The organism is Corynebacterium sp. 045007 (assembly GCF_040743205.1).
Classification (GTDB): Bacteria; Actinomycetota; Actinomycetes; order Mycobacteriales; family Mycobacteriaceae; genus Corynebacterium; species Corynebacterium jeikeium_D.
In genome coordinates, this window is sequence record NZ_JBFLKW010000001.1 from 204,417 (window position 1) to 226,389 (window position 21,973).

Here is a 21,973-nt window from a genome sequence, read left to right on the forward strand (position 1 = left end):
ACCTTATAGTTAAGCTATTCACTGTGGCTGACAACTTGAAGACTCTGACATCTAATCTTTCCAAGCGTGGACCGCACCGCGTCATGGTCGGTGATCTCGCTTTTACTGGCCTGCCGGGAAAGGTCTACACGCCTGCCGAGGGCAATGGCATCCCCGGTATCGCCTTCGCACACGATTGGCGCACACCGATTGAGGAGTACCACGCCACGCTGCGTCACCTAGCTTCGTGGGGCATCGCGGTCGCTGCTCCGGACACCGAAAATGGCATCGTGGCAGATCACCGTGGTCTCGCCAACGATTTGGAGACAGCGCTCCAGATTCTCGCTGGTGTCCGCCTCGGTGAGGGCAAGGTCGTCGTCCACCCGAAGAAGCTTGGCGTTGCCGGTCACGGCATGGGCGCGGGTGTAGCCGTCCTCGCCGCTGCTGGTCACGACCTCATCTCCGGCGTTGGCTGCGTCTTCCCCGCAACTACCGCGCCTTCCTCCAGCGCCGCTGCAACTAATGTCTCGGTCCCGGGCCTCGTCCTGGCCCCTGGCGAGGATCAGTGGCTCGATCGCGGCAACCCGGCTCGCCTGGCTGTTCAGTGGAAGGGCGATGTCGTTTACCGCGAAGTAGACAAGGCTGACCAGGGCAGCTTCTCGGAAACAACTCTTCTCCGTCGTCTAGCGGGCTTCTCTTCCTCCAAGGTGAAGTACCAGGAGGTCGCGCGCGCCGCACTCACAGGCTTCCTGCTGGCCACGGTCGGTGACGACAAGAAGTACTCAGATTTCGCAGACCCGACCGCCACTATCAAGGGCACAACTAACCGCGACATGGAGTGGCTCATCAAGGAGCTGCCGGAAAATCCGGAGCACTCGCTGATTCCCGGCAAGTAGTCACTAGGCCACGCTTCAGGACACGCCCCGAATCGACTTCACCGTCGGCGTCCCTTTCCCCGCCCGCCCGAACAACCGCGTAACGGTTCCCTTCGGTCGGGCGGTTTTTTGTTGCTTTTCGACGCCCGCCGCCACCTCCCTCTCCTTAATTTCGCGTGCTTTACGACGCTCCTCCAAACCCTGCAATTCTTTCTGTGCCCTCTGTACCGCCGTATCGAACTCCTGCCTAGTCATTGCAGCAGCGTCGTAATAGGCCTGCCCAATCCGGTCATATTTCGCGGCATGCTTACTCCCCATTACCACTCACCTGCCGTTGGCGAATTGACCGCGCCCACAAGCTCCTGGGCGTTGGGCTGCTCAGGGGGCTCGGGCACAGCTGAAGCAGATTCCTGCACTGATGCTGCCGAATCCTGGGCTGGTGCTGGCTGCGGCTCTGCTTGTGGTTCTGGCTGCGGTTCCGCTCGCTGTTCTGCTTGCGTCTCCTGTGGCAGCTCGATTCCCAAGTGCTTTAGTTTCTCAGCTGGAGGAGGCGGTTCAGGAACATTTTCAGGTTCGGGCTTGGGTTCAGGTTCGGGCTTGGGTTCAGGTTCGGGCTTGGGTTCTGGTTCGGGTTCCGGCACACAGTCCTCCGGCGCAGGAGCTGGTGCTGGTGCTGGTGCTGGCGCAGGTGCCTGTTCGCACACTGGCTCTTCCGTCTCCGTGCACATGTCTAAGTTGAGCAGTGAGGACGCGACACTGCCTGCAACCCCGACAGCTCCCGCAATTCCAGCGATACTGGCCGCCCCGGCAGCGCCAATGGCACCTCCAACGGATATTCCAGCAGCAACGCCTGCCTCTATCCCAATATCAACGTTGGCAACGACCCCAATTCCACCAGCGGTAGCACCGTTGCCACCGGTTACAGTAGCTCCTTCGCCACTCCCAGACTCAGCCACCTCTGCACAGGCCGCCGAGGTAGCACCCGAACTGGCTGGAACAGTAGGAGGCTGCGGCGGGGTGGCGACCACCGCGGCCTCAGTGTCACACGCTGCCTGCTCAAGACACTGCTCGATGCAACTATTACGCGCATCGTAGAGCTGACCAGTGGAGTCGACGAGACTGTTACACACCTGCTGGGCCACTTGTGCGGCTTCGGCGCCGACCTCCGGATCGTCGACAAGCGCTTCGCACTGAGAGAGGATGCCGTCGGTTTGCTCAGCCATATCTTCGGCCTGCTTTTCGCAATCCTCCAGGACCTCGTCGACTTTCTTGCCGCACTCGCCGACGCTCTGCGCGCCATTGGCGGACTGCTCATCCTGATTCGCACAGTCCTGCGCAGCTTTATCGCAGCGCTCCTTGGCGGCGTCGGCGGCATCGCCTTTCAAACCGCCCCAATCGAAAGCCATAGCAATAGTTATCGCGGAGGCTATCAACCCCACGGAGTTAGAGAACTTGGACAGGGCGCTGCCCTTCCAGCCGTCAGCGCGTCGCACCTTATCCAAGACTTTGGGCAGATTCTTGCCGATGCCGCCAACCCCGCGCTTGGCTCCAATACGGCTTCCACGGCCAATAACACGCACCAATATCGGAAGAATTCGAGCAACCCATGGCATCAGTCCACTACCTCAATTCCACCGAGGTCGGCGCTCCCGGCGCTGTCACAGCCTGCAAAGACACGCCACTGTTCCCGCACTGCCGGAGCATGATTGCCAAGTCCCGCGTACATCGATTGCCCGTGCTCACGCAGCCTCGCTGCCGCCTGCTGCAGACGGCGCCCCTGGGCGGCAAAACCCTGGCCACAATCTGCTGCGGAAATATCAGGAGCGCTTCCCCACCGCTCATGGCCTTCACGGCCGCGCTGCTCGATCTCTCGGGCAGCCGCTGTCACTGCATCTTCCGAAAAGTGCAGCAAGCCTCCGCCACTGCCTCCAGTAAAACGTGCGGACACGAAAAATCCCCTTCCCCGCGAAAAACAGTTCTTATTACTGTTAGGCGCGAAAAAAGGGGATTCGGTTCCGTTGAGGTACTAGCGCGGGTGCCCCCGGGGCTAACGAGCGCGGTAGATGCGCTTACACCCCTCAACACCGGTGAAGCTGAATGGGCCGGTGCCAATCAGGGCGTCGTCTCCCAGGTTGGAGTACTCACCCGGATCTTCATGCGTCACCTGAGCGTGGCGGTAGTAGGTCGGATCATCGAGCTTTACGCGTTCATCCAGTTCACGAGCATTATCTTCGGCGCGCAGCTGGGACTCGTAGCCCTCGACCACATTGCCGGTGAGGAACTCAGCAACCGAGCCGGAACCATAGGAGACAACAGCGACCTTCTTACCAGCCAGGTCCTTCTCGGTGTCCAGCAGCGAGAGCAGGCCGAAGTAGGCCGATGCTGTGTAGGAGTTACCGATGATGCGGTTGTACTCAGTAGTTGGGCCGAGCTGGCGGGCCTCGTCCTCTGCGGTGAGCTCCACACCGTTATTGGCCGAAAGCTGCCGGTGCGCCTTGTAGGCCATTTTGGTAAACGGCTGGTGGTAGCTGAAGTAGTCAATCTCGCTGAAGTCCACACCGCCGCGGGCACGGTAGTCCTCGTAAGCACCCTGAACAGCGTCGATGTAAGCACTAATAGAGAGCTTGCCCTCCACCAACGCCTGGCGGCGGTGGTTCGGACGCCAGAAGTCCATAACTTCGCGGGTAAAGACGCCCGAAGCCGCATCGATAGCCAGGATGCGCGGATTAGCGGTCACCAGCATGGCTACAGCACCTGCACCCTGGGTCGGCTCCGCAGCGGAGTCCAGGTCATAGCGGGCAATGTCGGAGGCGACAACGATGACCTTCTCCTCCGGATTGCGGGCCACCAGAGCGCACGCGAACTGCAGCGCCGCGGTACCGGAGTAGCAGGCCTGCTTCAGCTCGACAGAGCGCGCATGCGGGTCAAGACCGACCAACTCATGCACATAGACAGCAGCGGCCTTCGACTGGTCAATACCGGTCTCAGTGGCGAACATGATGGTGCGCACGCCGTCGATACCGTGGCGGTCGACGATCTTCTTCACCGCGGTCGCGGCCATCGTCACCGGATCTTCATCAGAGGCAACCACGCTGGAGCGTTCCTGCCCCAGGCCCTTGTGGTACTTTGCCGGTTCCGCTCCGAGTCGGGGCGCAATATCGGCGAGGTCAATGCAGTACGAACCCGTCGCAAAGGCGATGTCATCAATACCGATCGGGGTCACATTGCTTGTTGTCATCAAAACCGTGCCTTCACTACCTCTACAGATTTTTAAGAAATAACGGGCAACGAAACATCCCTATGTCATCAGAACGGCCATCAGAGCAGTCATCAGACCACGGGATATTTTGCCCACAAAATGTTAATTGCCTACTACAGAAATCTAGCGCGTTTACCTGAGATTTGTCTTAGGTTTTGCGAATTGTCGCAAACGACTATTCACAAACCACTACTTCGCACGCTCGATAGAAACGTGTGCCTCCATCAGCTCACCCGGGTTCGTCTGTGCCGCGAGCAGGGAAAGCTCACCACACCAGACGATTGCCGCGCAGCACGCTGCTAGACGACGGGCATTCTCGCCCGGCTCACGGTCCTCCTTGCAGCCCAGCGCTGTGAGATTCTTCTCCACGAAGTCCAAGCCCTTGCCGTTGCCCACGGAACCGACGATCAAATGTGGCAGGGTGCAGCTAAAGCGCACGGAGCCGTCGTCAAGCGCCTCTACCTGCGTCAGCCCCTGCGAGCCTTCGACGATATTCGCAGCGTCCTGACCGGTAGCGAGGTAAAAGCCCAGCAGCATATTGGCGTAGTGCGCATTACCGCTGCGCAGTGAGCCCGCCATGATGGAGCCGACGAGGTTCTTGCGTTCGTTGAGCTCAGCCAGGCGCTTGGCGGTAGTGCGCAGACGCTCGCGGACAACCGGCTCCGGAATGACGGCCTCGGCGATCACGTACTTACCGCGGCCCAGAATGCCATTGACGGCGGAAGTCTTCTTATCGGTACAGAAGTTGCCCGAGATCGAGCCATAGCCCAACTCTGGCATCTGTTCCATCAGGTAGGACATCAAACGCTCAGACGCCAGCGTGGCCATGTTGTGGCCCGAGGCGTCACCGGAGAAGAAGTCAAAGCGGACAAAGAGAAGACGCGATGCGATCTGGAAGTGAATATCTACCAGCTTGGCAAAACGCGAGGAGGACTCCACGACCTTCTTCAGCTCGTCATAACGAGACAGGATGTTGTCGCGCGCAATGACGGCATCAGCTGCCGAGTCGAGAGTGAAAATCACCGATCGGGTCATCTTCTCACCGACGAAAGTGCAGGTAATGCCACCTTCGATCATGCGGGAGACCTTCGCACCGCGACCACACGACGGCCACAGCGGGGTCTCGTAAGTCGCCAGCGGAATCTTCACCTCGTCATTCATGACGTTGCCACTAATGCGCACCGGACCAATCCAGCTCAGCGGTACGTGTGCATATTCCAGGTCGTGCGAGCTCTTTTCAGCCATTGTCCTAAGCGACCCTTTCTAGCTGCATGCAGCTTCGGTTCCCAGCTTCTGTAAATTTCAGCTGTCTTAAATTCTACGGTCAAAAAACTGTGGTCAAAGTTGAGCGGCCAGCTTCAGCGGCAACGGCCGGATGCCAGCTGCTTGCCAGCGCGCGGTGATGTCCGCGGCAGTCTCCTCGGCATCGACACCATCTGAGACTCCCACCAGCGCGATTCCACAGTCACCGCCACCGGAGCCGCTGCTCTTGCCCGCGGCCCCCGCGCCATCGGCGATGTCGGCGAGCGCTTTCAGTTTCTCCGTCTCGATGCACACAGCACGCTCACGCTCATAGTCCTGCAGCAGCGTCCGATTCTCACGCAGGCAGGCAAACGCCGCGGTGTGGTCGCCGTCGGCAAGCGCCTGCCAGAGCCTTTCGCTTATCGACGAGACCCTGCGCACAAAATCACGGTCTGCGCCACCGGCCTTCTTCAACTGCGAGTCCGTCTTCACCGGACTGCCCGTCCAGCCGACCAACAGTTGTAGCCCACCGAGGTCGGTGCGGGCGTCAATGCGAAGATTCGGCCACGGTGCCGCCACGGCAGCGACAGGATCAGCCGCCACGAGCTCTGCGAGCGCCGTCGGATTCGGCCGGCGATAGAGCACCACCCCGCCGTGCGCGGAGCACGCGATATCGCCGCCGGAACCAGCTGCACCAGCCAGAAGCGTGGCCACCATCGCAATCTTGTACACGTCCAGTGAATCCAGCTCCAGACCTAGGTGCGTCCCCAGCGCACGAGTTACAGCCACAGCGACAGCCCCGGAGGATCCCAGGCCATACTTCGCACCACTGTCGGCGTCATCGAGGTCTGATTCAATGACGATATTGATGGGGCACTCTGGGGTGTTTTCCAGCTCGCCCGCTGCAATGCGATAGACCAGGGAAATCGTATGGGTAGCGATGTCATCTGGTGCATCAGTATCAATGACGCGTCCCTGTGGGCCGTAATAGCTGGAGTACACGCGAGAGACCGGCTGCGTTGGGTCGGCATCGTGGCACCGAACCGTCACATAGCGGTCGACGCCTGCGATGACGGCCAGCCCCTCGACATCCATCACCGCATATTCGCCGGTGAGATACAGTTTGCCACAGCCGCGGCCAATCGATTCACCTTCGATAGGTTCGCCCTTAGCGTTGCTCAACTACTCCCCCAGCTACACCAGGTATGCGCCAGGGCCGGAGCCGGAAACCAGCACGTCAATATCCTCGAACTCTGCGCGGAAACGATCCGCGATGTTCTCGGCATCGCCGCTGCGGCACAGCACCTTCACGTTCGGGCCGGCATCCATGGTGGCGTAGCACTCAGTGCCCCCGTCACGCAGCGTAGCGACGAGATCGAGAGCCGCCACCGAATCCGGATTCCAGTAACGCACCGGAGGAAGAGCCCCCAGCATAGTGGCGTGCATGCGCATGGCATTGGCCTCGGCAAGCTCGCCGACCGCCGTGAAGTCCGCAGCGGCGATGGCGGCCTTCATGTCCTCGATATCGCGGGGCACCTGCTCCACCCAGGCCGGGAAGAACGGTGATGTCTCGACCGTGCGACGCATGGCGGCACGGCTGTCAATCTTCTTGCGCCCCGGGGCCAAAACCGCCACGACCAGGGAGAGGTCCAGGCCGGAATCCGGCAGAGCCACTGCGTGGCTGGAAGCATCGTCATCGCCGGGCAGCCACTCGACGAGGCCGCCGAAAATAGAGCGACAGGCCGAGCCCGAACCGCGACGGGCCAGAGCCGAGAGCTGTTCCGGGGTGTAGTCCAGGCCGTAGGCCTTCGCCGCGGCCAGCGCGAGAGCGCCAAAACCCGACGCGGACGAAGCCAGACCCGCACCCGTCGGAATCTCGTTGGTGCTGGTCACCTCTGCGAAGCTAGTGCTGCCCGCACGCTCGCGGACCAAATCCAAAAACTTCTGGACACGGGAGAGGTCCTTACCCACCATCTCCTGGCCGTTCAGAGTGCCCGAGTCGGCGGTGACGCTGGGATCATCGATAAGCGACACCGTGGTCGTCGTCGGAGCGATGCCCAGAGTAAGGGACAGCGAACCTGTGGCCGGTAGCTGCACGGCCTCATCGCGCTTGCCCCAGTATTTAATCAGGGCGATGTTGGGATGAGCGACGGCGGTAGCGGTCGTGGTCACGAGGGATTTACCTCCACAGTCCAAGTAGCAACGGCATTGGCGCCCATCATGGCATGGCTAATCAGTTCCGCGTGATCGGCGGACTCTGCCAGCGCCATCACACAGCCACCGCAGCCGGCACCAGTGAGCTTTGCCCCGTGGGCACCTGCCAGACGCGCGGCAGTGACGAGATCAGTGATGGACTCATGCCCAACACCTAGTTCTTCTAGCGCTTCCTGTGCCGAGTCCATGCGATGTCCCAGACGGGCAAAATCGCCCTTGGCCAGGTTGTGCACCGCGCCATCGGCCAGCTGCCCCAAGTGGTCCAGCAACTCTTGGCCGTGGACTCGGTGGGAATCGACGAAACCACGCACGCGGGCAACGGCCAGCGACGTCGAACCACGCACACCGGTATCCCCCAGCACCAGCCACATCTTCTTGGCCACCTTCAGCGGATGGAACTCACCCTGCTTGAAGTAAACCGGACGCGATGCGCGGGCAACGGTGGCATCCAGGCCAGAGGGGTTACCGTGCGCCAGACGCTCAGCTTCCTGCACCAGGTCAAAGCGCTGACGCTCGGTCAAAGTGCCATCGGCGAGGTCACGCACTGCGTCGATAAGCGCATGTGCGACTGCGGCAGAACCACCCAGCCCTGCGGCGGGCGGGATACCGGAGCGGAGACGAACCAGCAGGTCGCGTTCGGGAATACCGAAGGTACGCAGGCCAGCGCGGAGTGCAGCGGCGATGGAGGCAAAGCGCTCCGGCAGCTCGTCGATGTCAATGACCTCGCCGTCCATGGAAAACAGGACTGGAGAATCCTCCACGCGGTCAATCCACGCCATCGTGCGCAGCGACGTCACCGGCAGCGCGATAGCCGGCTTGCCATAGACGACAGAGTGCTCGCCCAACAGAATCGACTTGGCATGGCCTTCACCGAATGCGGCACCCTGTTCATTGGCCAGGGCATAGAACTCCCCGGTCTCCAATTCCTCGGACTTGTCGAGGCCGAAGTCGTCGACGCTGGCGTTTTCTACGCTGGTCACGAAGCTACACATCCTTTTCCGAAACCGACTGTGCGGCAGCCTGCGCCTCCGCGGGGCCATGGATACCCGGCACACCCGCAATGTCGAAACCGTACTTGGAGAACTTCTCCGCCCCGACACCCCAGACGTGGTTAAACCACTCCGTCATCGGTTCGTTCGCACGACGTTCTGCGAGCTCCTGCGGGGTCACGTACACCACTTCATCGACCTCATCGGGGTTGATATCCACCGACTTCGGATCGACGATGCCGGCGTACACGTGGTTGTACTCGTGCTCCGCCAATCCCGAACGATCATCGATGACCTGGTAGATAACAATGCCGATTTCCTCCAACTGGGATACATCCGCACCGAGCTCTTCCTTCGCACGACGCTCAACGGCATCGGCCACCGGCTCCCCCGGCAGTGGGTGCGAGCAGGTCGCATTCGTCAGTAGCAGTGGTGAGTGATACTTCGACTCCGCACGGCGCTGCAGCAGCATGCGTCCCTGCTCATCGAAGAGGAAAAGAGAAAAAGCACGGTGCAAAATTCCCGGCGGAACGTGTGCTTCAAGCTTGCCGACGGTACCGAGAACCCGACCGTCACGATCGACCACCTCTACCTGGATGTCGGCTTCACCCGGGGCAAAGCGGGCTTTAATGTCCTCTGGCGCATCATTCATTTCCACACTCCTGACTCTAGACTGCGGCCACAACCGCAGCTAACTCCCCGGCAATCTTGCGGGCCGATTCCGCATCGGCGGCCTCCACCATGACGCGGAAGAGCTCCTCGGTGCCGGACGGCCGCAACAACACGCGACCGGTGGAACCTAGCTTCTCCTCGGCCGCATCGATGGCGGCCTTGACCTCATCAGACTCCAGAATTGCGGCCTTGTTGGACACCGGCACGTTGATAAGGGTCTGCGGCAGCACCTTCATTACGGAGGCCAGCTCAGCCAGAGACTTACCGGTGCGTGCCATCCGCGCCATGAGGTACAGACCCGTGAGGGTGCCGTCACCAGTGGTGGCATGATCCGGAATGACCACGTGCCCCGACTGCTCACCGCCGAGCGAGTAACCGCCAGCGTTCAAATCAGCCAGCACATAGCGGTCGCCGACCTTGGTGGTACGCAGGGCGATATCGTTTTCCTCCATCGCCAGCTTGAGGCCGAGGTTACTCATCACAGTGGCCACCAGCGTGTTGTGGTGCAGTAGCCCCTCTTCCTTCATGGCGACGGCCAGGATGGCCATGATTTGGTCACCATCGACGATGTTGCCCTGCGAGTCCACAGCCAGGCAGCGGTCGGCATCGCCATCGTGAGCCAGACCCAGATCCGCGCCGTGCTCCAGCACTGCCGCGCGCAAAACCTCAATGTGGGTGGAACCGCAGTTGTCGTTGATGTTGTAGGAGTTCGGCTTGTCGTGAATAGCGACGACGTCGGCACCGGCGGCCGCGTACGCCATCGGGGCGGCCTGCGAAGCAGCACCATTTGCACAATCCACCACGACACGAATGCCGTCGAGCTTGGTGCTGACCGCACGGGAGAGGTGGAACAGGTAGCGGTCGAGCCCGTCTGGGGCCTCCTCGATGACACGACCCACTCCGGTGCCCGTGGGGCCGGTCTCCGGCAGGTTGTGGAGAGCGTGTTCGATTTCCTTCTCCACCGCGTCGTCAAGCTTGGTGCCGCCCGCGGCGAAGAACTTGATGCCGTTGTCCGGCATGGGGTTGTGAGAAGCCGAAATCATCACACCCATGTCGGCACCGTAGTCGTCGGTGAGGAAAGCGACAGCCGGAGTGGGCAGCACGCCGACACGCAAAACGTCGACGCCCTGGGAAGCCATGCCGGCAGACAGCGCTGCGGCAAGCATCTCACCGGAGACACGCGGATCGCGGCCAACAATGGCCAGGGGACGACGCCCCGACGGATTCGTACCGCTAGTCAGCACAGTGGCCGCAGCAGCACCCAGCCGCATTGCCAGCGGTGCGGTCAGAGTCTTATTCGCCAAACCGCGGACGCCATCAGTTCCGAAAAGACGTGCCATTGTTGCTAGACCACTCCTTGGGGTTTTATGAGTTTTGGTATCGCGGACTATTGCATTGTCAATGCTGTATTACTTTAGCCGGTCGCGCAGGCGAATCCAGACTAGCCACAGGACACAATTGGCTGCGGGTCATAAACCGTAGTCTGAGTTTCACGCGATATTTCCGCGCCCGAGAGGTCCCGAATGACGCGTGTGTCGGAAGTGGTGAAGCCCTGCGCACCCGACGACGGCTGGCAAGAGCTGCCACTGACCTGCATGCGCTGCGGTTGCGTGTATGCCCAACGGCCACCATTGATGGACTCAACGTTGACCTTCTTCACACCCTTGATGCGCACAGTGACGTCGGAGCCAGTAGTAACGGCCTCGATAAGAATCGGAGTGTCGGAGCTGTTCTTAAACGCTAGGTCGATTGCACCCTCGTACACCGTCGCCTCACGGCCGGCCGGGTAACGCGAAATGTAGTAACTGTGCGGAGTGTGCGCGACATCCTCCATGCCCGCAAAGTACGAAGCATTGTACAAAGTGGTGGCGAACTGGCTAATGCCACCACCGACAGCCTTATCCGCATGGCCGTTGAGGATGATGCCCGACTCGACAAAACCCTGCGCAGTACCGCGCGGACCCGTGTAGCCGTTCAGGCTGAATGTATCGCCCGGCGCCACGAATGCGCCGTTGACCATCTGCGACACCAGGGCAATGTTTGTTCCCGATGCCGAGCTGAAGCCACCGGTGGTGAACTCACCAATGACATCATCGAAGGTGGCACTTTCCGCTTGTTCGGTGGTGTAGGTGGCGGGCTTGTCCTCGTAGACCGCATCGAACTCGCGCTTATCCGTCGAAGTCACACGCTCGGCGAAGTCCTTCATAGTTTCATCCCACTTCACGGCTACGCCATCAACCGAGGGGACCACTTCACGCGAACCACCGCTGAAGCGTATCGACGCATTGCGCTTATCAACCTCGGAAGCAGCCAGCCCCTCCTCGAGGATCTCGCGTGCGCGGTCGACATTAATATCGGCGGCCAATCCACCGTCGCGCGACACAAAGCTGATGATTTCAGCCATGCGCTCCGGCGGAATTACACCATCTTTGCCATCACGACCCTTGGCAACAATGGGGCCCGACACCGCATCGGCGGCCTCTCCCTCAGCTGCCTCACGGACCTGATCCTCACCGATAGCCGGGTCGTGCGCGGTGGTCTCTACATCGATGCCCTCCGGCGACAACCACTTGGCGGCCAAATCCCCGCTGACCGCATTGCGGTCGACATCTTGGCCGATGACCGGTGGAGTTGTTTCCACGCGGCCGTCGACAAGCTTGACCTCACCATCGACGGGAGCAATAGTCAGTTCGCCGACGAGACGGTCGACCTGCGGCTCGAACTTAGAGCTATCGATATCGCTGACCAAATCCAGCTCACGGGTAGTAAAGAAACTGCGCACCCAGGTAACTGGGTTCGCCGTCTGCTTACCCGCCTGCGCGACCGTCTTCTCCCAGTCGATGCTCAGCCCCGCCTCCTCGGGCAGAACCTCCGCCGTGCGTTCGCCGGCACGAAACGCCACTGGATGAGTGGAAAGATCACCGAGCTGCTCTTCGAGCTTCGCCTCAGCGTGATTCGCGCTCAGCGTGCTGATGTCAATACCCGCAACGGTAGACCCGCGCGGGACATGGTCCTTGTTCAGCACGTAATCGACAGCGTAAAACACACCGAAGAGCGCGAAGATACCGAGGACGATGCCGAGGAAAATCTTTAATCCACGGTGACTGGAGGAAGACTTTTGTTTGGCCACAGCCACTTACTTTACCGTGGAAACACTACTAACTAGATTTTTATTAGATTCCGCAGGTGTCCGGAATGCGTTTCTTGTTCTTCGCATACTGCTGGAAAGCATCGACCACGGCATTGGCATAGACCTCGGCGCCATCGGGGGTCGGGTGGATAAGGTCCGCGCGCAGCTTGGACAAATCATCACGCACACCATGGCACCAGTCAGCCACATAGACATTGTCGCGCTTCTTTGCCGCGTCGAGGACTTCCCTCTCCGACTGCGGCATCCACACACGATCACCGTACGGGTTGATTAGGACAATGATGCGGTCTTCACCCAGCGAATCGAGGATCTCATCCAACAGGTGTTCGTCCGATGCCGCAGCCGACTGATTGATACCAAGACCCAGCACGACGAATGGATCGAGCGTACCCGCCGCCTTCATACTCGCGATGATCTCCGGGGCGGCCGGATAACCACGGGAAACAGCCGCATCGATATAGATACCGGGCAGCTTCTCTTCCAACGCGGACGCCGAGGCGAGCATCACAGAGTCGCCGATAGCGGTGATCTGGTCACCACGCGGCATAACGCGCTTGGCCAACTCGGCTTCCTCCGCCTTCTGAGCCTGCGCACGGCGCTCAGCTGCCTCCTGTAGCTGCGCCTCCAGACGTGTCATCTTCGGCGCCGTAGCCATTCCCACAACTGCACCAACCACGACGACCAGCGCCAGCCCTGCTGCAACGCGCGGCTTCCAGGAACCGGCAAACTGCGTGCCCGAAAACTGCGCCATCCAACGGCGGTAACCCATCCGGCGAATTGGCGATTCCACATTCTTGTATGACCAGTTCGCCAAAAGCAGCGATAGCGCAATACCTGCGCAGGCAGCGAGGTTCTCATACTGCATGGCCTCACTGCGCTCCAGCAGTTCACGGATGAGCACGATGACCGGCCAGTGCCACAGGTACAGCGAGAAAGAAATCTTTCCCAGCCAGCACAGTGGCTTGAACTCGAAAATCTGACGCACGGGTGAGACACCGCGAACGACAAGATAGAGAATCGCCGCCGACAGCAACGAGGCGAACACCAACCCACCGCGGTAAGTCGCCGACGCGGTATCCGACATCATCAGCAGAACCAACGAAAGGAAGATCAGAGGCAGCGAGGCCACTACGAAAGCTTGGGCGGAACTGCCAAAGAAGTCCCGCAGAAGGGGTTCTGTGCGTGGCCAGGAGTCCGCCTCTGCGCGTGACGACGTCGATGTCAACCACAATGCGAGGGCCGCGCCAAACAGGAGTCCAAAGGCGTGAGTATCGGTACCGTAGTAGACCCTCGTGGGGTCGACCTTCGGATCGTAGAGCGAGACCATCCACACGAAAGAAGCAACCGCCCCAATGCCCGCCACTGCTGCCAGCTTGCGAGATGCCAGCTTCAGGGCGAGAAGAGCCACAAAGATCAATGGCCAGAGCAAGTAGAACTGCTCCTCCACCGACAGTGACCAGTAGTGCGCTAACAGCTGCACTCCGGAATCCGCGAAATAGGACTGAGAACCCGCAATCTGCGTCCAGTTATTGACGAAAAAGACCGTGCCGAGAAACTGCGTCGACAAGCCAACAGCGGGATCCCCGCCGACCAGACCTGCGACGGCGATGGAAATAAACAACACAAACATCGCAGCCGGAGCGATGCGGCGCAGTCGACGGAGCCAGAAGTCCTTTAGATCGATGCGCCCAGTGACCGCGCGTTCGCGCACCAGAAGCGAGGTGATGAGAAATCCGGAGAGCACGAAGAAGATATCCACACCGATGTAGCCACCGGGCAGCACATTATCGAAGTAGTGGTAGATCACCACTGTGGCAACGGCCAGACCGCGCAGCCCATCAATGCCTGGTACGCGTCGAATGCGGAAGGGATGCTTCGCCACCGACGACGAGCTAGAGGAGCTCTTCGTGTCGGAGGTCTTGGTGGCTGTGGTGCTCACCGCCATACGATTTCCTTCTTCCCATCGCACTGCAATCGCACTTTCATCGCACTGCAATCGCACCGCGATAAACGATTCTCGTGGCAGTTTTTAACGGATAAAAGTCTAACGTACGGGGCTTGTCCCAAAAATGCAGCCATGCCTGGTCACTGCGGACTTTAACCAAAAAAGCACCTCGGCTTGCGTGTAATACGCAAACTGAGGTGCTTTTCGAAGCAGTAAAGCTTAACGCTTGGAGTACTGCGGTGCGCGACGGGCCTTGTGCAGACCAGCCTTCTTGCGCTCGACAGCACGAGCGTCGCGGGTGAGGAAGCCAGCCTTCTTGAGAACGCTGCGCTCCTCCGGGTTGAACTCGTTCAGGGCACGAGCGATAGCCAGGCGCAGAGCACCGGCCTGACCGGACGGGCCACCACCGTTGATGTTGGCCTTGATGTCGAACTGGCTCTCGCGCTCGACCAGGACCAGCGGATCCTTGATCTCCTGCTGGTGCAGCTTGTTCGGGAAGTAATCCTCGAGCTCGCGGCCGTTGCAGACAATCTTGCCGGAACCAGCGGTCAGAACGACGCGGGCGACAGCGCGCTTACGACGACCGACAGTCTGAATCGGGCGATCCAGGGTCAGCGGTGCAGCCGGAGCAGCCTCAGCCTCGGTCTCGGTAGCAACTGCGTCGCCGATGGAAGAGGTGAACTCTTCAGTGGCAGCAGCAGCGGCAGCCTGAACATCATCGTAGGAAGCCTCGGTGGCCTCTACGTTCTGGTTCTCATTGACGTCCTGTGGGTTGGTCACTGTGCCACCGCCTTGATCTCGTAGTTTTCAGGCTTCTGACCGGCGAACGGGTGCTCGGAACCGGCGAAGACGTGCAGCTTCTTGATGGACGCACGCGAAAGCTTGTTGTGCGGCATCATGCCCTCAATAGCCTCAGCGATAACACGCTCCGGGTGAACCTCGAGGGAACGACCCAGGGTCATCGACTTCAGGCCGCCCGGGAAGCCCGAGTGGCGGTAGCGCATCTCACGTTCCCGCTTGTTCGAGGAGACGTGCACCTTATCGGCGTTGATGATGATGACGTGGTCACCGCAGTCGACGTTAGGGGCGAAGTAAGCCTTGCCCTTACCGCGCAGCAAGTCTGCGGCGTGAGTAGCCAGACGGCCGAGAACAACGTCGGTAGCGTCGATGACGTACCACTTGCGCTCGATGTCACCGTCCTTCGGATGGAAAGTAGACAACATGACTCCTTTTAGGGTCCGTGTAGATTTGCCAGCCACCGTGCACACTGTTGTTATTCCCCGGCGGCCGGTGGAGACCCGAGGCAACATTCACGTGTGCGCACACAGTTTGACTACTCTACCTTGAGATGGCACTAGAACAAAAAATGCCAAAGCCAGTCTCAGCCGCAAAGTGCTGAGACTGGCCTTTCCCCCCTGGAGTGCTGCTAGCAAGAATACTTCAAAGGCAGATACCTAACTGAAGATCTCAATTGAGCAATGTCCTCCCCTCCCCCGGTTACATAGCTCAATCAAAAGTGCCTCAATCAGGAACCAAGCTATCCCCAGCTAGCTGCCGCGCGGCGGTTAATATCCGCCATTCGCTGGCTACCTGCGCTGACCGTATCCGCGATAGTCGTGAGAATCATATTGAGCTCCTCCGCTGCTGTGTCCCATTCACGCTGAGCCTCCTGGTAAGAATCCGAAGAGTCACCCTCCCACGTAGAGACCATCGGCGCGATGCGCTTCTTCAAATCTCCGAGCAGCCCGTTGATGGTGCCAGAAGTGGACCGAATGTCATCGGCAGCACCGTCGATGCCGCCAAAACTGTACCTAATTGGTTGCATTAAGAACCCTTTCCCCAAAAGGTGATGTGTGTTGTGTGATTCAGTGTTGTGGTTGTGCGATTCGATAAAACGTTTAGAGGTTCAGCAACGACGCACCCGCTGCTGCCACCTGCTTGAACGACGACGCCCCCTCGTCCTCGCCCGCATCGAAGCTGCTGGAATTGGCGCGGATGTTGTCCGCGATATCCGTCAGCGCATTGGACAGACGCATAGCTGCGTCATCCCAACGAAGCATCAGATCATCGAAGCTGTCTTTAGCCTGGCCCTTCCATTCCCCCGCCAGACCGTCCACGACGCCTCGAATGCGACCCAGCTCGCCCTGTACTTCCGAGTTGACGCCATCGACGTCCCCCGCGGTAGTGGTCATTTGATCTGATTCGGCTGCAAATAGGTTTGCCACTGTTTCCCCCTTATTCGTGTTGAGTGACTGATTAACGACGGCATTTTTACCTCCCCGCGCGAGCCAGCCAGCTTCCCGCGTTAAAAACCCGTCATATTGTTTGGCGCGAAAAACCCCGATTCGGTTCCATTTTGGTTTTCCAACCTTTACCCCTGCCTACCCCCGCCCATCCCCCAGTCACTTTCTCTACGCCCCTCGCGTATTACGGCACCGGCCGAGCGCTTACTACTGCCTGGTCGCATACGGGCCGTACCGGCGCAATAGTCCTTCCTCTGAACTGGCACCCCACACTGACTTGAGTTCCGTACATCACTTTGTGATGCCAGAGCACTATCGAATTACCTGACGGCAGCCGCTCCTCTACGACTACGACATCGGTGCCCAGTACTTGTCTGCGTTCCGGCGCGGACTTTGTCTCATCCCCGGCAACGGAGCTGCTCAAAGCGGCGGCTAGATGTTCAAGCGCCATGTCCTGCGAAAGCGGGCTAGCGAGCACCAAGACGCGCATATCTCCGCCATCCACCGCAATCAGACGGTCTAACGGACTTGCCGAGTCAAGCTCCCACCCGCCGGGAAACCGAGCTTCCACGCCCGCATTGGTCAGTTTGACTACTGGAGCAGAATCAGGAACTGGTTTCGATGTGGATGGAGGCGTCGTTACAGGAGGCGTAGTTACAGGAGGAGCCTGTGCGTGCGATGTCTCACGCTGCTTCTGTCTCCCTTCGTTCTCCCTAACTATGCCGCCACTAATGAGCCATGCAGCAATCCCAACAATCAGAACCACCACCGTCAACAAACCAACGGCAGCTACTGACACAACTGTGCTTTGATTCGACGCTGAGCTGACTTCTGCCCTGGCTGCAGGACGCCGCCCCGCGAAATCCTCCGACGGCTCCACTTCACCGGCTTCAGCGTCGCCGATGTTTTTCAACCAGGCCGGATTTACGCACTCCCCGAGCCGCGATGCTGGGCAGTCGAAGACTAAAAATCCACGGTCGCGCAGACGATCGACTAGTAGAGCTCGCCGCGGGTTCGCTAGCCCGGGTGGAACTTCGCCGACGATGAACTCAATATCCTCCTGCCAGCGGGGCGGATACTCAGTGATACCGCGCCCACCACTAACTTCCACATCATCGGGTATCCCCTGGGGCGCATCCGGATACATGGTCAGCTGATAAGCCAGCGCAATGACTGTTTCCACCAATGGTGCGCTGTCGTTCGCTCCGACCAAATGTGTCATCCGACTGGCAATGTGGCCCCCGCTCAGACGAGTGACACAGACACGCGTTTCCTCTACTTCCACCAACACGCTATGAGACACAGTTGCCTCATCGAGTTCCACAACGGCGTCGGCAAGCGTCAGGATGTACGGATTGAGTTCAGCAGCCAATAGCGCGGAGGCCAACCGGCACTGTCGCACAGCACCCCAATAGCTGGGCACAATGACTGTTTGCATGCTCTCGAGAAGCGGTCTAGGGCCATGCACCGCCAGTTCTGCGGTGTCTGCAGGTGCCGCGAGTCCCCACAGGTGCCAGGTGCCGTGGCGCAGCGTCGGGGTCTGGGTGGTGGAAGAAGATTCGACCCGAATCATCAACTGTCCTCCTGGTCACCAGCGGTATCCAACCAACCCAACTGCACAATCTGCGGACTCTGGCCGTGCGCCACCCAATAGCCACGGCCCGGCGGCTGCTCGCAGGGCTTTACGCCGAGGATGGGGCCGTCGTCGCGTGTGCCGTCCATGACAAAGACGCTGGCACCCTGGTCCTTAACCGCACCCATGACCGGGTCGTGGAGGGAACGCAACGCCCCGCTGATTCGACGGGCAAAAAAGATATTGAGCCCAATGTCGGCGGCGTGAGCGATGACTTCCGCCAGCGGCTGCAAGGGGTTACCCCGCGAGCCAGCCACGAGGTCATAGTCGTCCACGATGACATTGATGCTTGGACCACTCCACCAATTTCGGGCCTTCAACTGCGCTGGGGTGATATCCGGTTGCGGGAGACGAGCCTTCAGTACCTCTGCCAGCTCTGCCAGCATGGGTGTCGCCACCGCAGCCGAGCCCGCATAGCCGGCCAGCCGCTCTTGGGGCACGGCCTCCATTAGCCCACGGCGGTAGTCAATCACGACGAATTTCGAGTCCGACTGGGAGTACCGCAGCTGGTGAACGATGCCCCTCAGCGCGGCGGTTCTGCCGCTGCCCGCCGAACCGAATATCAGTAGGTGGCGATCCTTTTCTGGATGGAATATCACCGCGCCCAGACCGGCTTCTTCAAGCCCCACTGCAATCGCACCTCTCGCAGCGGCCGCTGGTCGCGGCAAACGCGCAATATCAATCCGCCGTGGCAACAACTGGAGCTTTGGTGCCTGCTCACCGTGCGGCACTGTCTCTGCAATCCGCTTAGTGTCTGCAGCGCCGGTGAGAGCTACCAGCATCGCAAACCCGCCCGGCGCGACTCCGCGTCCTGGGCTCTCCGGCACCAGCTCCGCTGCCTTACGGTCAATCATTGAATCCATCGACTCCGCCTGCCGCAGCTCGATCCGAGTACCAATCAGGTCGCGAACGGCAGGTCTCATGTCCGTCCAGCGATAGGCCGTGAGCAGGACATGAATTCCCACCGCCAATCCATCTGCAACCAGCGCCTGCACATCGTCACTCAGCGCCGGAAACTCCGTTTTGAACGCACCCCAGCCGTCAATGACCAACACCGAATCCGGCTGTCCTGCCGCCCGCGCTGCTTCCGGAGAGAGCCATCCATTAGTACGAAAGAGCTGTTCCCGACGACTTACCTCACGACGCAAAAAACCAATCGTACGGCGAATAAGCTCCTCGTCTCCACGGTGTGCAACCGACGCGACATGCGGCAACTCAGCCAGGTCGCTCAAGCCGCCCGCACCACAGTCGACGATATAAAAATGCAGGTCACGGGCGCTGATGCCGTCGGCAAGCGCGAGGATCGCTGTGCGTGCGGCAGTGGTCTTTCCTGACCGCGGCGCTCCGACGATTGCCACGTGCCCGCCGGTCGTGCGCAGGTCAATACGCAGTGGGTCCTGACGCTGAAACAGCGGCTTGTCCACCAGCCCAATCACACCGGTCAATCGCTGTCGCGGCAGCTGTTCGTCGGGCTGAAGCTCGATGGCCTCCGGTAGTGGTGGCAGCCACACCCGATGCGCACGTGTCGATACGTGCGACACCGCTGCCACCACGGCACCGAGCACCGTCTGCTCCGATGTCTGCGCAGGCGGGTCCACCATTCCACCATCGCTTAACGACGCACCGAAAGCCTCCCGCGTCCAATTTTCAGCGGTAAATTCAGTGACAGCTGCGACCTGCCCCTGCAGCCTCTGCTCTGCCCCAGCCGTCGCACCGTCAATAGGCCGCGGACGGACCACCGGGCCGGAAACATACGCCGACCGAAACCGCACCGGTTCGGCGGCAGCAGATTTGATATATCCGATGCCCGGGATGGCCGGCAGATGATAGGCGTCCGGAACGCCCAGCACGCTGCGGGACTCCGCGACGGAAAAGGTCTTCAACCCAATACGATAGGAAAGATGGCTTTCCAACCCGCGCAAGCGGCCTTCCTCCAGACGCTGACTGGCCAGCAGCAAATGCATGTGCAAACTACGCCCCAACCGACCAATCGCAACGAAGAGCTCAGCAAACTCCGGGCGTGCGGAGAGCAGCTCCGAAAACTCATCCACCACAATCAGCAACGCAGGCATGGGTGGCGCATCTATCTGCCCAGTGCGTCGGGCTTGCTCATAATCGCTGACACCGGCAAAATTCCCCGCAGCGCGTAGCTGCTCTTGACGCCGCGTCATCTCACCCCGCAGTGCGTCTTCCATGCGGTTGACCAGGATAAGCTCCTGCTCCAAGTTGGTAATCACCGCCGAAACATGAGGCAATTGATCCAGGCCCAGAAACGTCGCCCCGCCCTTGAAGTCCACCAGCACAAAGTTCAACTGATCCGGACTGTGCGTGGCTGCGAGCCCTACCACGGTCGTTCGGAGGAATTCCGACTTACCCGATCCTGTGGCGCCAACGCACAAACCGTGTGGCCCCATGCCGCCCTCGGCACTCTCCTTAAAATCCAGATAGACCGGCGCGCCGCTGTCATCAGCCCCCACAGGAATTCGCAGACGCGCACTGCCGTAGCGCGGTCGGTAGCGCAGAGTTGTCGGAGGCGGATACAGCCCGAGCTCCTCCATCACCGGATCTTCCGAGGTCTTAACGGAATCATCTGCGCTTGTTGGTACTTCAAAACGCGCCAAGCTCCGCCCAAGCACCTCCGCTTCTGCTGGACTCAGCTGATCAGGTACGCCAATCTCCTCCCGTCCGGACGCGGTTTCCGCATGCACAGCAGTAGTGGAAACAACCAGCGCGATGCCATGGTGAACCGCTGCCTCCCACAACGTTGACTGCGCTTCCACGACGGTCAGTAGTACTACCGAGGTCTCCGACCCCGCCGCGTCAAAAATCGGTGTCAGTTCAGTGACATCGTGCTGTCCGTTCGAATCCGCCAGCACAATTAGCACTGCAGCTGGCAGTGTGTCGATAGCCGTGAGCAGCTCAGTCAGCTGCGCACACGTCGCCGCCCGCAACCGCGCTGGGCCACAGGCATCAGTAACTGCGGGGTGTCCGTGGTGTGGCGTCCATTTCAGCCATTCCCACTCATCTCCCACAACTGCAATCAGGCAATCCTCCGGATGATGCAGCGCAGCAGCTTGGGCGACCATCGCTCGAGCCAGCCCCTGCGCCGCGGTATCTCCAGTGAGCGCGATGATCTCAAAGGCCGACACATCTATGGCAAAGGGCACTCCCTCAACCTGACGAGCCGATCGAATAACTTCCCGCAGTGCTACGGCGGAAACCGGATCCAGTTTCTCCGGCGCCGGAATTGCCGGTGGTGTTACGGGCGTTGCGGGCTGCTGCGTTGCCACCCCGATGCGCAGCTGCAAGAAATCCGGGTCCCCCTTTCGGCGTTCGCACGCCCGCCCCATCACCCCCAGCTGCCACAGAGTTCCAGGCCGAGGGTGGATAAACTGCGCCGATTCACGCTGCATCCTCGCTGCTTTCGCCACCGCGCGGCGAATACTGGACAAATGCCTCTGATAGTCCTTCCGCGCCGGTGCCATGTCCTTATTTCCCGCCCCTCCCGACACCATCATGCCCACAGTGGAAAACACCATCATCAGCGGAAACATAAACGACATCGGGTTACGTCCCATCCCAGAGACAAACATCAACACCACCATGCCGACCACCGCCACGACCATGATTAACGGCATGAGTGCACGCATCAGCGGCACCGGCTGTGGCTCGGGCGCTTCTGGAGGCGCATCCGGCGCGATTGTGCCCGTCATAGGCTGCGGCCCCGCTTTTCGGGTAGCCGAAATCTCCGCCTGTGCACTAGTCACAAAA

19 protein-coding genes are annotated in these 21,973 nt (G+C 60.1%); 1 reads left to right on the forward strand and 18 read right to left on the reverse strand.

Annotated features, from left to right (window positions below; translation table 11 throughout):
- The first annotated feature begins 23 nt into the window (after positions 1-23).
- Complete coding sequence (locus tag AB1Z34_RS00915) at positions 24-875, forward strand: dienelactone hydrolase family protein (RefSeq protein WP_367157764.1); 852 nt, start codon at positions 24-26, stop codon at positions 873-875.
- 15 nt (positions 876-890) lie between these two features.
- Here the strand turns inward: AB1Z34_RS00915 and AB1Z34_RS00920 are convergent, their stop codons facing one another.
- From AB1Z34_RS00920 to eccCa, 18 genes are all read right to left on the reverse strand, one after another.
- A complete protein-coding gene (locus AB1Z34_RS00920) occupies positions 891-1,172 on the reverse strand; it encodes a hypothetical protein (protein WP_049190377.1) in 282 nt (93 codons plus the stop codon).
- Positions 1,172-2,467 carry a hypothetical protein gene (locus AB1Z34_RS00925; protein WP_367157765.1) on the reverse strand — a complete coding sequence of 432 codons (1,296 nt, stop codon included), beginning with the start codon at positions 2,465-2,467 and terminating at the stop codon, positions 1,172-1,174. The genes AB1Z34_RS00920 and AB1Z34_RS00925 overlap by 1 nt, the downstream gene beginning before the upstream one ends.
- Positions 2,467-2,802, reverse strand: coding sequence for a hypothetical protein (locus AB1Z34_RS00930; protein ID WP_049169972.1), 336 nt, complete (start codon positions 2,800-2,802; stop codon positions 2,467-2,469). The genes AB1Z34_RS00925 and AB1Z34_RS00930 overlap by 1 nt, the downstream gene beginning before the upstream one ends.
- 99 nt (positions 2,803-2,901) lie before the next feature.
- Positions 2,902-4,092 carry a hydroxymethylglutaryl-CoA synthase gene (locus AB1Z34_RS00935; protein WP_367157766.1) on the reverse strand — a complete coding sequence of 397 codons (1,191 nt, stop codon included), beginning with the start codon at positions 4,090-4,092 and terminating at the stop codon, positions 2,902-2,904.
- 210 nt (positions 4,093-4,302) lie between these two features.
- Complete coding sequence (locus AB1Z34_RS00940; protein WP_049190384.1) at positions 4,303-5,358, reverse strand: hydroxymethylglutaryl-CoA reductase; 1,056 nt, start codon at positions 5,356-5,358, stop codon at positions 4,303-4,305.
- 93 nt (positions 5,359-5,451) lie between these two features.
- Positions 5,452-6,537 (reverse strand): phosphomevalonate kinase, encoded by a 1,086-nt coding sequence (locus AB1Z34_RS00945; protein ID WP_367157767.1) that lies wholly within the window; start codon positions 6,535-6,537, stop codon positions 5,452-5,454.
- A 12-nt stretch (positions 6,538-6,549) separates the two neighbouring features.
- Positions 6,550-7,527: a diphosphomevalonate decarboxylase gene (gene mvaD / locus AB1Z34_RS00950; protein WP_367157768.1), complete on the reverse strand. Its 978-nt coding sequence runs from the start codon at positions 7,525-7,527 to the stop codon at positions 6,550-6,552.
- Entirely contained in the window at positions 7,524-8,549 is a 1,026-nt protein-coding gene (gene mvk / locus AB1Z34_RS00955) for a mevalonate kinase (protein ID WP_101687816.1), read from the reverse strand. Before mvk ends, mvaD begins: the two co-directional genes overlap by 4 nt.
- Before the next feature lie 4 nt (positions 8,550-8,553).
- Entirely contained in the window at positions 8,554-9,210 is a 657-nt protein-coding gene (gene idi / locus AB1Z34_RS00960) for an isopentenyl-diphosphate Delta-isomerase (protein WP_016422095.1), read from the reverse strand.
- Between the two features lie 16 nt (positions 9,211-9,226).
- Positions 9,227-10,570 carry a phosphoglucosamine mutase gene (glmM, locus tag AB1Z34_RS00965; RefSeq protein ID WP_016422094.1) on the reverse strand — a complete coding sequence of 448 codons (1,344 nt, stop codon included), beginning with the start codon at positions 10,568-10,570 and terminating at the stop codon, positions 9,227-9,229.
- A gap of 101 nt (positions 10,571-10,671) precedes the next feature.
- On the reverse strand, positions 10,672-12,360 hold the full coding sequence (locus AB1Z34_RS00970; RefSeq protein ID WP_367157769.1) for a VanW family protein: 1,689 nt from the start codon (positions 12,358-12,360) through the stop codon (positions 10,672-10,674).
- 43 nt (positions 12,361-12,403) lie between these two features.
- Positions 12,404-14,326: an acyltransferase family protein gene (locus tag AB1Z34_RS00975; RefSeq protein WP_070858120.1), complete on the reverse strand. Its 1,923-nt coding sequence runs from the start codon at positions 14,324-14,326 to the stop codon at positions 12,404-12,406.
- Positions 14,327-14,545: 219 nt separating this feature from the next.
- Entirely contained in the window at positions 14,546-15,106 is a 561-nt protein-coding gene (rpsI, locus tag AB1Z34_RS00980) for a 30S ribosomal protein S9 (RefSeq protein WP_016422091.1), read from the reverse strand.
- On the reverse strand, positions 15,103-15,546 hold the full coding sequence (gene rplM, locus AB1Z34_RS00985) for a 50S ribosomal protein L13 (RefSeq protein ID WP_005509852.1): 444 nt from the start codon (positions 15,544-15,546) through the stop codon (positions 15,103-15,105). The genes rpsI and rplM overlap by 4 nt, the downstream gene beginning before the upstream one ends.
- A gap of 317 nt (positions 15,547-15,863) precedes the next feature.
- Complete coding sequence (locus AB1Z34_RS00990; protein WP_016422090.1) at positions 15,864-16,151, reverse strand: WXG100 family type VII secretion target; 288 nt, start codon at positions 16,149-16,151, stop codon at positions 15,864-15,866.
- 73 nt (positions 16,152-16,224) lie between these two features.
- Positions 16,225-16,551 (reverse strand): WXG100 family type VII secretion target, encoded by a 327-nt coding sequence (locus tag AB1Z34_RS00995; protein WP_005510029.1) that lies wholly within the window; start codon positions 16,549-16,551, stop codon positions 16,225-16,227.
- Between the two features lie 202 nt (positions 16,552-16,753).
- Positions 16,754-18,142 carry a type VII secretion-associated protein gene (locus tag AB1Z34_RS01000; protein ID WP_367157770.1) on the reverse strand — a complete coding sequence of 463 codons (1,389 nt, stop codon included), beginning with the start codon at positions 18,140-18,142 and terminating at the stop codon, positions 16,754-16,756.
- Complete coding sequence (eccCa, locus tag AB1Z34_RS01005; protein ID WP_367157771.1) at positions 18,142-21,969, reverse strand: type VII secretion protein EccCa; 3,828 nt, start codon at positions 21,967-21,969, stop codon at positions 18,142-18,144. Before eccCa ends, AB1Z34_RS01000 begins: the two co-directional genes overlap by 1 nt.
- Positions 21,970-21,973 lie beyond the last annotated feature (4 nt).